Here is a 13,777-nt window from a genome sequence, read left to right on the forward strand (position 1 = left end):
AATTTTTATTATGACAAAAATAAGTGGGATATTCGCAGCTTCAATGTCAGTGCTTAATCCAGATTTAAGCCTTAACATTGAAAAAACAATAAATCATGCCGAAAATCTCATTGATCAGGGTTGTCATGGAACAGCAATTTTTGGAAGCACTGGACAAGCTCAGTTAATTCCAATTTCAGAAAAGATCAAGCTATTAAATATTCTTTCAAATTCAAAATATAAAGACAAACATTTAATTGGAACTGGAATGAATTCATTAAATGAAACAATTAATTTTTTAAAAATATCACTCTCATTAGGTTTTAAAAAATTTTTGATTATGCCACCTGCTTATTACAAATATCAAGATAAGGATGTAATAAATTTTTATTCAAAAATCGTTGATGCTGTACCTGAAAGTGAAATAGTGTTGTATAATTTTGAAAAATTGAGTGGTTACAAATTTAGCATTGAATGTGTTGAAGAACTTGTTAAGAAATTTCCTGAGCAAATAGTTGGAGTAAAAGATAGTTCATATAATTTATTTGAAAATTTAAAGCTAGATAACTTTTCAGTTATGCCAGGTTCTGAAGCAAAATTATTAAAAGGTTTAGAACATGGTTGTTCAGGAATTATAACAGCTACTTGTAATGCCACTTCACAGCTTGCGCGGAGCGTATATGATGATTTTATAAATAATAAAGATCAGTTAAATAATCAAAAATTAATTGATGTAAGAGCTGCTTTTGAAAAATATAATTTAATTTCATCACTTCATACATTCTTTTCTAAAGATGATGAGATTTATAAAAATTTGTTACCACCTTTAAGTCTCTTAAATACTTCAGATGAAAAACAACTTATGCAAGATCTAAAAGATCTTAATTTTAAATCAAATTCACAACAGGCAGCTTAAAATGCAATTGGCAAGTTTTTTAAATAAAATTTTTAAAAAAGGAGGTTTTATTTTAACAGATGCCAATTCAAAAGATTATATAATTGGTGAACCAGACAACAATCCAATTCGATTAAAAATTCTAAATAAAAGCCTTCATTATAAATTGCTATTTCATCCTGACCTTTATTTTGGAGAGGCGTATACAAATGGAGATATAATTATCGAGAATGGATCATTGACAGATTTTTTAGATTTAGCCTTAATGAATATTGGAAGAGGTGAGCTAAATTTTTTTAGTTATTTAATTAATAGATTGAGAGGATCTTACAGATACTTAACTAATTTTAATTTTATTAAAAAATCTAAAATGAATGTTTCTCATCATTATGATATTAAAGATGATCTGTATGATTTATTTTTAGATCCAAAAAGACAATACTCATGTGCATATTTCAAAAATGAGAACGATAGTCTTGAGACTGCCCAAAATAATAAAATCCAACATATAATTAAAAAATTGAACATTAAATCTAATCAAAAAGTTTTAGATATAGGATGTGGATGGGGATCACTTGCTATTGATATAGCAAAAAGTGCAAAGTGTGAAGTGACTGGAATTACTTTGTCAGAAAATCAGCTTAATTATTGTAAACAAAAAGCTAAAGAGATGAATTTAGAAAACCAAGTGAAATTTAAATTAATGGATTATAGAGAATTAAAGGAAAAATTTGATCGAATTGTAAGTGTGGGAATGTTTGAACACGTTGGAAGAAAATTCTATAAAAAATTTTTTAATCAGATTGAGAATTTATTAAAAGAAGATGGAGTTTCATTAGTACATACAATTGGATCAGTTAATCCACCAAGAGACCCTCATCCATGGATAACAAAATATATTTTTCCTGGAGGTTACACGCCAAGTTTGAGTGAGGTTACCACTCCAATAGAAAATGCAGGTTTAATAGTGACAGATATTGAGGTTTTAAGACTTCATTATTCTCACACATTAAGACATTGGAAAGAAAATTGTTTAAAAAATAAAGATAAAATAATTGATATGTTTGATGATAAATTTTTCAGAATGTGGGAATTTTATCTTGCTGGTTGTGAAATGGCATTCAAGTGGGGAGATCAAGTTGTATATCAATTTCAACTTACGAAAAATTATAGATCAACTCCTGTTACTAGGGACTATATTTATCAATAAATTATTGATAGAATCTTATTTCCTCAAAAAATGAAAAATAAAAAAAAAAGATCAAAAAGAAAGAGTAAAATTGTAAGAAAAATATCAACTCGAAAATCTGTTAAAAAGTCAAAAAAAAGAAAAAAAAGGATTAAAAAAGTTAAAATTAAAAAACTAAAAAAAACCAAAGTAAAAAAAACAAGATATAAATTCAAAATTAAAAAAACTCAAAAAGAAAGTTTGGTTTTAAAATTAGTAAAACTGCAGTTATCATTAAAGCCACAATTCAATTTCAAAATTAATTTTAGTTTAGAAAAATATATTCAAGGATTTTTTGATAAAATTTCTGAAACTATTTCGAGTTATAAAGACTTAAAACAAGACGAAAAAAGAAGGCTTGAAATAGAAAAAATTGAAAAAGAGAGAGAAGCAAAGATTGCTTTTGAAAAGCAAAAAAAAAAAGAAGAAGTGTTAAAAGTAAAACTAAAGGAACAAGAGTTAAAAGAGGAAGCTAGATTAGAAAAACAGAGAACAAAAGAAATAAAATTATTTTTAAGAAAAGAGCAGGCTCTTTTAAGAATTGAACAAGCAGAAAAACAAAAACAATTTTTAAAACAATTAAGATTAGAAAAACAAATTGAAAAATTTAGAATTAGAGAAGTTAAAGAGCTAGAAAGACTTGAAAAAATTTCATTAAAAGAAAAAAGAGAAGATTATGCTGGGTTACAAGAAAGAATTGATAAATTAAAAGAAAAATACCGAATAATTAGAGATCAAAAAATTAAAGAAAGAGTTGAAGCTCTTGGTGTAAAACTTCAAGGAGATGAGGATAGAGATACTTTATTATTAAAAGAAAAAGAATATACGCTAGCTCGTCAAAAAATTGAGTTCGCATTAGAAAGTTTTTATAGAAGTGCTAGTAGTTTGGTCTTTCAATTAAATAAAAGACATATTACCCGTGATATGTCTATTTTTAGATGCATCGATAGAAGATTTGAAACAGGAGAAATTTTTATTAAATGGGATGAGTCAGAAGATGAAGAGTGGTTATTGTTAATTTACATTAAAAATAATTCTCCTGATGAAGGTATAGTTATTGAGGACAAATCAAATCCTGAAAAAAATATTTCTCATGAATTTAGAAGTGTAGATATATTCAAAGCATCTGACACAATGGTAGACTCTTTAACGCAACTAATTGCAAGAAAAAGAGTTAAAAATAATAATTAAATATTTTTATTTATTTAGGTATTATCTGTAATGATTTTAGGAACAGCTTTTTTAATTATTTTGTATTTGATATTAAGGTACATCATTGCTTGGATAACGTACTATAATAATTTAGATGCTAGGCTTGGAGAAAGTACTTGGAGGTTTACTTATGATTATCCTGTTGTTGGTGAGCGAGATATTTCCGATTTAGATGATAAGGATTTTGTAAGGTTAAGAAGAAAAAAAAATAAAGTTATTTTGTTAATGTATTCAATCGTACTTATAATGTTTATAGCCTCAATGTCATTATTAAGTAAATTCTTATTATTTTTTACTAGTTAATTTTTTAATTGTCTCTTATTTTTTAGATAGAGAAAGAAAGCCACTATTTCATAAGTGAAAGAAAAAATATTAAAGATTATTGGTAATTTAAAAAAATTATATAAAAATTTGTATTTAGGTATTTTTTTCCACACAAGCAAAAAAGCCTCTGCACCTTCTAAAATTTTTTCGCCATCTTTTACATGAAGCCTTCGAAGCAGTTCTTTGCTATTTTTTGATGTTTCCTCTGTAGCTAAAGTATTATCTGTAATGTCTATCCAATCAATTTCTTGAATTTTTTCTTTTTTATATAAATCAATTTCAGCCCTACATATTTTACAAGAATTATTAAAATAAACTTTCATAAAGTATAATAATTACAAAAAAATAAAGTTATGTATATGCGTAAAATACACATGTTGAAAATTTCTTTAAACAAACTATGTATTAGTGGCTATGAGTAATTTTTTCGAAAAATCAGATTTATCAAGAAGTGATGCAGAAAGTATAATTTCAGACACATTGCAGAAATGTGATGATGGCGAATTATATTTAGAAAATTCTAAATCAGAATCAATTTTATTAGATGATAATAAAATTAAAAATTCTAGTTATAGTTCTGATTTAGGCTTTGGGTTTAGAGCTATTTCTAATGAAATTGTTGCTTATTCCCATTCAAATGAGATATCAAAAAACTCCCTTAAACAATCTTCTGAAAATCTCAAATCTACATTAAAATCAGCTAAAGGTGTTTATAACCATGAAATACCTAAATCTAATAAAAAATATTATGAAAACATTAATCCAATTGAACAAAAAACACTAAATGAAAAAATAGAAATTTTAAACAAAGTAAATAAATATCTACGATCAAAAGATAATAATATTAAGCAAGTAACAGCAAATTTTCTTGGGGAAAAAAAGTCTATAGAAATAATCCGATCTGGTGGAGAAACATTAACTGATATACGTCCTTTAGTTAGATTTAATGTATCAGTAATGCTAGAAAAAAATGGAAGAAAAGAGTCAGGGGGGTACGGTATAGGTGGAAGACAATCATATGATGCTTATTTAAAAGACGATAACTGGAAAAAAGTTTGTGACGAAGCTTTAAGAATAGCTTCAGTAAATTTAGAGAGTAAGCCTGCTCCAGCAGGGGAAATGAAAGTTGTATTGGGTCCAGGTTGGCCAGCTATTTTAATTCATGAGGCAGTAGGTCATGGTTTAGAAGGAGATTTTAATAGAAAAAAAACTTCTGCATTTCATAATTTAATGGGCCAGAAAGTGGCGAGTGAAGGTGTTACTATAGTTGATGACGGCACCATTGATAACAGAAGAGGTAGTCTCACAATAGATGATGAAGGAACTCCATCAGAAAAAACAGTATTGATTGAAAATGGAATATTAAAAAATTTCATGCAAGATAGACTAAATGCGCGATTAATGAAAACCAGATCGACTGGTAGTGGCAGAAGAGAAAACTATAGACATATTGTTCTTCCAAGGATGAGAAATACTATGATGTTAAATGGTAATCATACTCAAGAAGAGATGATTAAATCAGTTGATAAAGGTATTTTTGCTGTAAGTTTTGGTGGTGGGCAAGTTGATATTACTTCAGGTAAATTTGTATTTAATTGTACTGAAGCATATGAAATTATTAATGGTAAAATTGGGTCACCGATTAAAGGTGCGACTCTCATAGGTGATGGCCCATCTATATTAAAAGAAGTATCGATGGTTGGAAATGATATGATGTTAGATCCAGGAATTGGAACTTGTGGTAAAGCTGGTCAAGGTGTTCCAGTTGGAGTTGCTCAACCTTCTATATTAATCAACAAAATGACAGTAGGTGGAACAAAACTTTAATGATCAAAGATCAGGAATATCTATCTGCAAAAGCATCTTATTGTCTAGATCTAGCAAAAAAATTAGGGGCAACAGATTCAAGCGTTGTTGTAAGTAATTCAATTTCTGAATCAGTAAATTTTAGGAACAAAAAATTAGACGAATCAAATAGATCAGATAATCTTGCTATAGGTATTACAATTTATATTGGTAAAAAAAAATCATCAATATCATCTTCAAATCTATTAAAAGAAAATTTAGATACTCTAATAGAAAAATGTATTGAAACTACAAAAAATACTCCAGAGGATGAATTTAACTCACTTCCAGATAAAGATTTACTTGCCAAAGAATTAAAAGATTTGAATTTATATGATGATACTCATATAAAAAATGAAAATAAGATTGAATATTTAGAGAGATTAGAGGCATCAGCTTCAAGTGATAAAAAAATAGTAAATACAGAATCCAGTTTTATTGAAGATAAATCAAACTTCATTTTAGCAAATAGCGATGGTTTTTCGAAAGGTTATAAAAGTTCGTCATTTACAGCATCAAGTGTGATTGTTGCTAAAGATGATAAAAGCATGGAGCGTGATTATGAATATACTAGCAAATGTCATTTACATGATATTAATAGTGCAGAAGAATTAGGAAAATTAGCTGCTGAACAAACTATTAAAAAACTTAGCCCAAAAAAAATTGGTAGTGAAAAAATTGCTATAATTTTTGATAAAAGAATTGCAAAAGGAATTTTAAGTACTTTTGCTGGCGCAATATCTTCCTCTGCTATTTCACGAAGCACCTCTTTTTTAAAAGATAAAATAAATCAAAAAATATTTTCAGATGAAATAGATATTTTTGATAAGCCGGATATATTAAAAGGTCTTGGTTCTAGAAGCTTTGATTCAGAAGGGGTAAAAACAAATACTTTAAAGTTGGTGGAGCAGGGTGTTTTAAAGCATTACTTAATGGACACTTATAATGGAAAAAAATTGAATATTAGATCGAATGGAAGATGTGGAGGCACAAGCAATCTTTATTTTGATAATGGAAATATTTCTTATAATGATCTTTTAAATTCTAATCCAAGATGCCTTTATATTACAGAAACAATAGGTCATGGAAGCAATATTGTAACAGGAGACTATTCAGTAGGAGCAACAGGCTTTCTTGTTGAAAATGGGGAATTTAAATACCCCATAAATGAAATTACAATTGCAGGAAATTTTAAAGATATGTTCAAAAACATTACTCTAGCTAATGATCTAGAATTTAAATATGCAACTAACTCTCCAACTATGATGATTGAAGGTATGGTTGTAGCAGGTAAATAATAGAATTTATTCAAAATTTTTTAAACGATATTCCCAATCACCCATTCTCGAATATGATACTTTTATAATTTGAGAACTTTCTGGATCATACCATATATCAAAATCTAATCTTTTATCTTTTGGTAAGCTCATATCTTTTGATCTAAGTTTAAAATGATCAACTTCATAAGTTTTTCCATAAAGATCAATTTTTTCTTTAGCAATAAACGTCACAACTTGTTCTTTTATACTTCCTGAAATTGGACTAATCTGACTATTAGTTTGTAAAATTTTATGAGACCACCAATTTCCCACAATATTATCAATTGATGCTTCTCCAGAATAAGAGGAACCTTTTATAACAAATTTTTGTTTATTTCTATCAAAAACTAAATTAACAAATTTTTCTTTATCATTTTGCAAAGTTTTAGAGTTAAAAGAAATTAATTGATCTTTTATATATTTTTCTTCTCCAGATCCTTCTACTTGAAAAACTGTAGCTCCAAGAAGTTTAACAGAAAACTTTATTTCATTAGTTATTATTGTTTCATCACCTTTTCTTGTAAAAAAATAATAATTGTATCCTATTAATTCACCATTCCTAAAAATTTCCATTTCAATTTTATTATATTTTTTATAATGGTCTATATGGGCAAGTACATTTGGGGATAATAATATAATAATTATGATCAAAATTTTTTTCATTTAATGATTACAATAATAGACTTTTTTTATAATAGAAGTAGTTTATCAAAAAATGTTTTTAAAAATTAAGAAAATACCAAAAGTTAATTGGACATCAGATAGACCACATAATCTTAAACCAAAATTCTCAACATTCTTTTTTTTATGTTTTGGATTAATGCTGTTTGGACTAGGGGAAGGTTTATTGATTGTTTCTTTTACAGGAGCTTCTCCCTGGAGTGTTTTAGCACAAGGTATTTCTCTTAAAGTAAATTTAAGTATTGGCACAATAACTTTATTGATTAGTATTGCTGTTCTAATTTTGTGGATACCTTTAGGTCAAAAGCCAGGCATGGGAACAATCTTTAATGCTTTAATAATTGCACTGATGATTGATTTTTGTATCAAATTTGTTCCAACTCCAACTAATTATATTAATCAATTAATTTTAGCAGTTATATCTGTAATTACAGTTGGTATTGGTGGAGGTATATATTTAGTTTCTAATTTAGGAGCAGGTCCAAGGGATGGATTGATGATTGGTTTACAAAAAGTTACAAATTTTCCTATAGCCGTTGTCAGAGCAACTTTAGAAATTTCAGTTGTTAGTATTGGATGGTATTTAGGTGGAACTGTTGGTGTTGGAACTTTGTTATTTGCTTTTGGAATAGGCCCTTGTGTTGCTTTAGGACTTTATTTAGTTGATAAAATATTTGATTAAGCTGCTGCGCCAGCTTTTTCACTTCTTTTTCTTTCGTGTGGATCTAAAATAGCTTTTCTTAATCTACAAGAATCTGGTGTAATTTCCAAAGCTTCGTCAGTATTTAACATGCTTAATTGTTCTGCGATTGACATTTTTCTCACTGGAGTTAAGACAACATTTTCATCTGTTCCTTGTGTTCTCATATTAGTTAATTTTTTTCCTTTCATGACATTTATAATCATGTCACCTGGTTTAGGTGATAGTCCTACAATCATACCTGGATATACTGGATCATTGTGTGTTACGAACATCTCTCCTCTTGCCTGTAAATTAAATATTGCAAATGCAACTGCTTTTCCTTGTTCCATTGAAATTAATGCACCATTTCTTCTTCCCTCCATATCACCTTCAAATGGACCATAAGAATGAAAAATTCTGTTTATTACCCCATTACCTTTAGTAAGAGTTAAAAATCTACTTGTGTATCCCATCAAGCCTCTCGTTGGTGCATGAAATATAAGTCGTTTTTTATTCTTACCTGTATCTTTTAATTCAATTAATTTACCTTTTCTTCTGTTCATAGAATCTATAATTTTTGATGAATGCTCCTCATCAAGATCCATAGTAATTTCCTCAATTGGCTCAAGTTTGTTTCCATTTTCATCTTTTTTATACAAAACTTTTGGTGGGCTTACAGTCATTTCAAAACCTTCTCTTCTCATTTGAGTGAGTAAAATTTCTAACATTAATTCTCCTCGACCACTTACTACAAAAGAGTCATTTCCCTCATTTTCAGAAAATGTAATTCCAACATTATTTTGTGCTTCTTGAATTAATCTATCTCTAATTTGTGTACTAGTAAGTTTTTTACCTTCTGTGCCTGCTAGAGGGGAAGTGTTTACAGTGATTGTAATAGACATTGTTGGAGGATCTATAGGTGTTGCTTTAATTGGTTCATTAACCTCCAGGTCACATATAGTATCTGCAACATTAGCCTTCTCTAAACCTGCAATTACTACAATATCTCCAGCTTCACCAACTTCAATAGGAACTTTTTTTGTGCCCTCATATCTAAAAATTTTAGTAAGTCTTCCTTCATCAACTTTTTCACCTTTTAAATTAATTGCCTTTATTGCTTGATTAGCTTTAGCAGTACCTTGAGTAATTCTTCCAACTAAACTTCTTCCTAAAAAACTATCTGCATAAAGAAGTGTTGATAGCATAGCAAATGGTTTTGATTTATCTAATTGAGCAGGTTCAACGTGTTCAATAATTTTGTCTAATAAAGGGTTTAAATTTTTCCTTGGGCCATCTACCTCATTATCTGCCCATCCAGATCTCCCACTTGCATATAGAACGGGAAAATCTAACTGTTCTTCGTTTGCATCCAAACTCACAAATAAATCAAAAGTTTCATCTAAAACTTCATTTGCTCTTTGATCAGACTTATCAAGTTTATTAATTACTACAATTGGCCTAAGTCCTTGTTTTAGTGCTTTTGATAATACAAATTTTGTTTGTGGCATTACACCTTCTGCAGAGTCTATTAATAGAAGAGCGCCATCTGCCATACTTAAAACTCTCTCAACTTCTGCAGCAAAATCTCTGTGACCAGGAGTATCAATAATATTAATTCTTGATTCCTTCCAATTTATTGATGCAGGTTTTGCTAAAATTGTTATTCCTCTTTCTTTTTCTAATTCTCCAGAGTCCATTAGTCTTTCATCAACAACCTCATTTTCTCTAAATGAGCCGCTTTGCTTCATTAAGTTGTCAATTAAAGTTGTTTTCCCGTGGTCAACGTGAGCAATAATAGTGATGTTTCTTATATTGTTTGTCATTTTTTGAGGCTCTTATACATAAATAAATTGTTTTGAAAACTTAAAAAAAACCATATTTAACATGCATAATTTGAATATATTGTAGTTAATTAAGCTTTTTTCGCTTTTCTCTCTTAATCTTTCTTTTTTCTTTAAAGCTTAATTTAGACTTTTTTTTTACACTCGAATCTTTAAATGATTTTCCACTATAACGTTTAGACATAATTTTTTATTTGGAAGGGATTACATTCGCAGAACATTCTCTCATACCTCGCATAATATCTTACTTTTTAAAAAATTTCATTGAAAACTTCATTGAGAAAATCCTCTAATTTAAAAGCAAGTTAAAAGATGACTTCATTTTAGAATTCAGTTAAATTTTCAATATACAAAATTTAATGAGTAGAATTATTTATTTTATCCTTTCTTTATTTATAATGATCGGCGTAACATTTGCTGGTGAAAAATATTGTTTTAATTGTCACCACAAATACAAAATAGGTGATAAGAAAAATGACACGTATGAGTTTGAGATTGATTTACAAACTAATAAATTATCTGTAAAAGTTAAAGAACAAATATCACGTAAAGATACTGGTTTAGTTTCTTACATCTTATTTGAAAACAATAAAATTTTAGTTGATGAAAATAGAAAAAGTAAATACAAAGGACCTTATCCTTCACATTCCATAGGTAAGTCTTTGGTATCTTTAGTTACAGGTTATGCAATATGTGGTGGTTATATTAATCATACCGTTTATGACAGAATAGATTACCCAACGGTTGCAGGAACTTTATATGAAAATCAAAAATTAATTAACTTACTTAATATGCAGGCAGGTGATGATAAAATAGTAGGACAAAGAATATATGCATGGGATAACCCTTACAAAGGTAAAGGTCCTAATCTTAACACAATACCAATTCACAAAGTTATGAAGAAATACTTTAAAGGTGTTGATGGTTTAGAACCTGGTACTTATTATAACTATAGTGCCATGACAACCAATGTTATTATGAACTATGTTATTTACAAAACTGGTGATGACTGGAACAAGTTATTACATAAGATATTTGTAGAAGACGCTAAAGTTGCTAAAAGAGTTTATTTTCATAAGACTTTAAATGCTGATAAAGGTAACAGAAAATCTGGTGAGTATGGTAGATATTCTTTTTATGCTGACAGATATGATTATTTAAGAATTGCTAACATGATGATGAATCATTGGAACAATGATACTTGTGTTGGTAAGTATTTAAAAACAATGTATGAAAATAGAGTTGATAAACAATTTAGTGAGTATAGTAAGTTTAGAGGTAATCACAGCGCTACACAAACTTACGGTGGCCAGTTTCACTTTGACCCAATCGGATTAGAAGACAGACCTATTTTAATGATGGATGGTGCTCACGGACAACAAGTGGTTATTGATTTTGATAATAACAGAATTATTACTGCTCATTCTGTTGAAAGAAATTATGACTATTATAGTTTAATATATTTACAATTGGGTTATAAAGTAAAACCAAAAAAATGTGGAGATAGAGACTCTATGGGTAGAGTAATAGAATGTCCAAATCCTGCTTAAGAAATTAATTACTCTTTGTTTTTAATAATAAACTAGGGTTGCCTTCAGCACCGTTTTTTGATTCTAAAAACTTCATTGAACATTCATTGCAAACTTCATTGCAGATTTTTGTTTAGGGTAAAAAAAAAGGGCAGTAAAAACTGCCCTTTTTGAATTTTTGTTGGAGAAAAATGGGGATTACATTCCCATGCCACCCATTCCTCCCATACCACCCATGCCGCCCATTCCACCAGGCATTCCAGCAGGACTAGCATCTTTTTCTTCAGGTTTGTCAGCAATCATTGCTTCAGTAGTTACTAACAATCCGGAAATTGAGGCTGCATCTTGTAAAGCAGTTCTAACAACTTTTACAGGATCGATAATTCCTTTTGCGAACATGTCACAATATTCTTCATTTTGTGCATCGTAGCCGTGAGTTTTTTTATTCTGTTCTAACAATTTACCAACTACTACTGAACCATCTACACCAGCATTTTTAGTAATTTGTCTTATTGGTGCTTCTAGTGCTCTTCTTACTAAATCAACACCGGCTTTTTGATCTTCTCCTTTTGCTTTAACTTTATCTAAATCCTGAGCAGCATAAAGTAATGCACATCCACCACCTGTTACAATACCTTCTTCAACAGCAGCTCTTGTTGCATTTAAAGCATCTTCAACTCTATCTTTTCTTTCTTTAACTTCTACTTCAGTTGCACCACCAACTTTAATTACAGCAACACCACCAGCTAATTTAGCTAATCTTTCTTGAAGTTTTTCCTTATCATAATCAGAAGTTGTTTCATCAATCTGTTGTTTAATTGAAGAACATCTTGCTTCAATATCAGATTTTTTACCACTACCATTTACGATAGTACTATTATCTTTATCAACTTTAACTTTTTTGCATGATCCAAGATCATCTAATTTAACGTTTTCAAGTTTAATTCCTAAATCTTCAGAAATGACACTTCCACCAGTTAAAATTGCAATATCTTCAAGCATAGCTTTTCTTCTATCACCAAATCCTGGAGCTTTAACAGCTACAACTTTTAAACCACCTCTTAATTTATTTACTACTAAAGTTGCTAGAGCTTCACCTTCAACATCTTCAGAAATAATCATTAATGGTCTTCCAGCTTGAACAACAGCCTCTAAAAGTGGAACCATCGGTTGTAGGTTAGTTAATTTCTTCTCATGTAAAAGAATAAATGGATTGTCTAATTCAGTAGTCATCTTATCACTGTTAGTAATAAAGTATGGAGATAAATATCCTCTATCAAACTGCATACCTTCAACAACATCTAGCTCGGTTTCAATTCCTTTATTTTCCTCAACAGTAATTACACCCTCATTACCAACTTTTTGCATTGCTTTTGCAATCATACTACCAATCTCTTTATCACCATTGGCAGAAATAGTTCCAACTTGTGCAATCTCATCGCTATCTTTTACTTTTTTAGCTGAAGAGACTAAATTTTGTTTAACAACATCAACTGCTGCATCAATTCCTCTCTTAACATCCATAGGATTCATGCCAGCTGTAACATATTTAACACCCTCTTTAACTATTGCTTGAGCTAAAATTGTTGCTGTGGTTGTACCATCTCCAGCTTCATCATTAGTTTTGCTGGCAACTTCTTTAACCATTTGTGCACCCATATTTTCAAATTTATCCTCTAGATCAATTTCTTTTGCGACCGAAACACCATCTTTTGTAATTCTTGGAGCTCCATATGACTTATCCATCACAACGTTTCTTCCTTTTGGACCTAGCGTAACCTTAACTGTATCAGCTAAGATATTTACTCCTCTTATCATTGCTGCTCTTGCTTCAGCGTCAAATTTAACAATTTTTGCCATTATACTTCTCCTTTAATTATATTATTTACTTAAAATACCCATAATGTCAGACTCTTTCATTATGCTGTACTCTTTACCATCGATTTTGACTTCAGTTCCTGACCACTTGCCAAATAGAACTTTATCACCAACTTTAACATCCATTGGTATCACTTTTCCATCTTCAGTTTTTGCCCCACCACCAATTGCAACAACTTTACCCTCCTGTGGTTTTTCTTGAGCTGTATCAGGTATAATAATTCCTCCAGCAGTTTTTTCACTACTGTCTAACACTTCAATTAGAACTCTATCGTGTAACGGTCTAAATTTCATAAATTCTCCTTTATAAATATGCGTTTCATATAGAGATTGGTCTTACTATTTCAAGATATACTTCATAAAT

13 protein-coding genes are annotated in these 13,777 nt (G+C 29.5%); 8 read left to right on the top strand and 5 right to left on the bottom strand.

Going from position 1 to position 13,777, the window contains the following annotated elements:
• Positions 1 to 10: 10 nt before the first annotated feature.
• From ACTTAV_RS02020 to ACTTAV_RS02035, 4 genes are read left to right on the top strand one after another with little or no spacing between them, the layout of a single operon-like run.
• Positions 11 to 895 (top strand): dihydrodipicolinate synthase family protein, encoded by an 885-nt coding sequence (locus ACTTAV_RS02020; RefSeq protein WP_440669850.1) that lies wholly within the window; start codon positions 11 to 13, stop codon positions 893 to 895.
• A gap of 1 nt (position 896) precedes the next feature.
• Positions 897 to 2,084 carry a class I SAM-dependent methyltransferase gene (locus ACTTAV_RS02025; protein WP_440669852.1) on the top strand — a complete coding sequence of 396 codons (1,188 nt, stop codon included), beginning with the start codon at positions 897 to 899 and terminating at the stop codon, positions 2,082 to 2,084.
• A 30-nt stretch (positions 2,085 to 2,114) separates the two neighbouring features.
• Positions 2,115 to 3,293: a hypothetical protein gene (locus tag ACTTAV_RS02030; RefSeq protein WP_440669853.1), complete on the top strand. Its 1,179-nt coding sequence runs from the start codon at positions 2,115 to 2,117 to the stop codon at positions 3,291 to 3,293.
• 30 nt (positions 3,294 to 3,323) lie between these two features.
• Positions 3,324 to 3,617 (top strand): hypothetical protein, encoded by a 294-nt coding sequence (locus ACTTAV_RS02035; RefSeq protein WP_440669855.1) that lies wholly within the window; start codon positions 3,324 to 3,326, stop codon positions 3,615 to 3,617.
• Here the strand turns inward: ACTTAV_RS02035 and ACTTAV_RS02040 are convergent.
• On the bottom strand, positions 3,614 to 3,961 hold the full coding sequence (locus tag ACTTAV_RS02040) for a thiol-disulfide oxidoreductase DCC family protein (protein WP_440669856.1): 348 nt from the start codon (positions 3,959 to 3,961) through the stop codon (positions 3,614 to 3,616). The two genes, ACTTAV_RS02035 and ACTTAV_RS02040, sit on opposite strands and share 4 nt — an antisense overlap.
• Positions 3,962 to 4,052: 91 nt before the next feature.
• On the opposite strand from ACTTAV_RS02040, the gene tldD reads away from it, so the two are divergent.
• Together tldD and ACTTAV_RS02050 are read left to right on the top strand one after the other, a co-directional pair.
• The gene (tldD, locus tag ACTTAV_RS02045; RefSeq protein WP_440669857.1) at positions 4,053 to 5,465 is read left to right on the top strand and encodes a metalloprotease TldD; all 1,413 of its coding nucleotides are present in this window, start codon (positions 4,053 to 4,055) and stop codon (positions 5,463 to 5,465) included.
• Positions 5,465 to 6,781, top strand: a complete 1,317-nt coding sequence (locus ACTTAV_RS02050) for a TldD/PmbA family protein (protein WP_440669859.1) — start codon at positions 5,465 to 5,467, stop codon at positions 6,779 to 6,781. Before tldD ends, ACTTAV_RS02050 begins: the two co-directional genes overlap by 1 nt.
• A gap of 6 nt (positions 6,782 to 6,787) precedes the next feature.
• On the opposite strand, the gene ACTTAV_RS02055 is transcribed toward ACTTAV_RS02050, so the two are convergent.
• Positions 6,788 to 7,465 (bottom strand): DUF6134 family protein, encoded by a 678-nt coding sequence (locus ACTTAV_RS02055; protein ID WP_440669860.1) that lies wholly within the window; start codon positions 7,463 to 7,465, stop codon positions 6,788 to 6,790.
• 52 nt (positions 7,466 to 7,517) lie between these two features.
• On the opposite strand from ACTTAV_RS02055, the gene yczE reads away from it, so the two are divergent.
• A complete protein-coding gene (gene yczE / locus ACTTAV_RS02060; RefSeq protein WP_440669861.1) occupies positions 7,518 to 8,165 on the top strand; it encodes a membrane protein YczE in 648 nt (215 codons plus the stop codon).
• Here the strand turns inward: yczE and typA are convergent.
• Positions 8,162 to 9,988 (bottom strand): translational GTPase TypA, encoded by a 1,827-nt coding sequence (gene typA / locus ACTTAV_RS02065; RefSeq protein WP_440669863.1) that lies wholly within the window; start codon positions 9,986 to 9,988, stop codon positions 8,162 to 8,164. The two genes, yczE and typA, sit on opposite strands and share 4 nt — an antisense overlap.
• Before the next feature lie 416 nt (positions 9,989 to 10,404).
• On the opposite strand from typA, the gene ACTTAV_RS02070 reads away from it, so the two are divergent.
• Entirely contained in the window at positions 10,405 to 11,556 is a 1,152-nt protein-coding gene (locus ACTTAV_RS02070; protein ID WP_440669865.1) for a hypothetical protein, read from the top strand.
• A gap of 177 nt (positions 11,557 to 11,733) precedes the next feature.
• Here ACTTAV_RS02070 and groL read toward each other — a convergent pair whose 3' ends face one another.
• Positions 11,734 to 13,395, bottom strand: coding sequence for a chaperonin GroEL (gene groL, locus ACTTAV_RS02075; protein ID WP_440669866.1), 1,662 nt, complete (start codon positions 13,393 to 13,395; stop codon positions 11,734 to 11,736).
• A 21-nt stretch (positions 13,396 to 13,416) separates the two neighbouring features.
• The gene (groES, locus tag ACTTAV_RS02080) at positions 13,417 to 13,707 is read right to left on the bottom strand and encodes a co-chaperone GroES (RefSeq protein ID WP_440669868.1); all 291 of its coding nucleotides are present in this window, start codon (positions 13,705 to 13,707) and stop codon (positions 13,417 to 13,419) included.
• Positions 13,708 to 13,777: the final 70 nt, after the last annotated feature.

Origin of the sequence: Candidatus Pelagibacter sp. HIMB1483, from assembly GCF_052048135.1 — a bacterium.
Lineage (GTDB): Bacteria > Pseudomonadota > Alphaproteobacteria > Pelagibacterales > Pelagibacteraceae > Pelagibacter.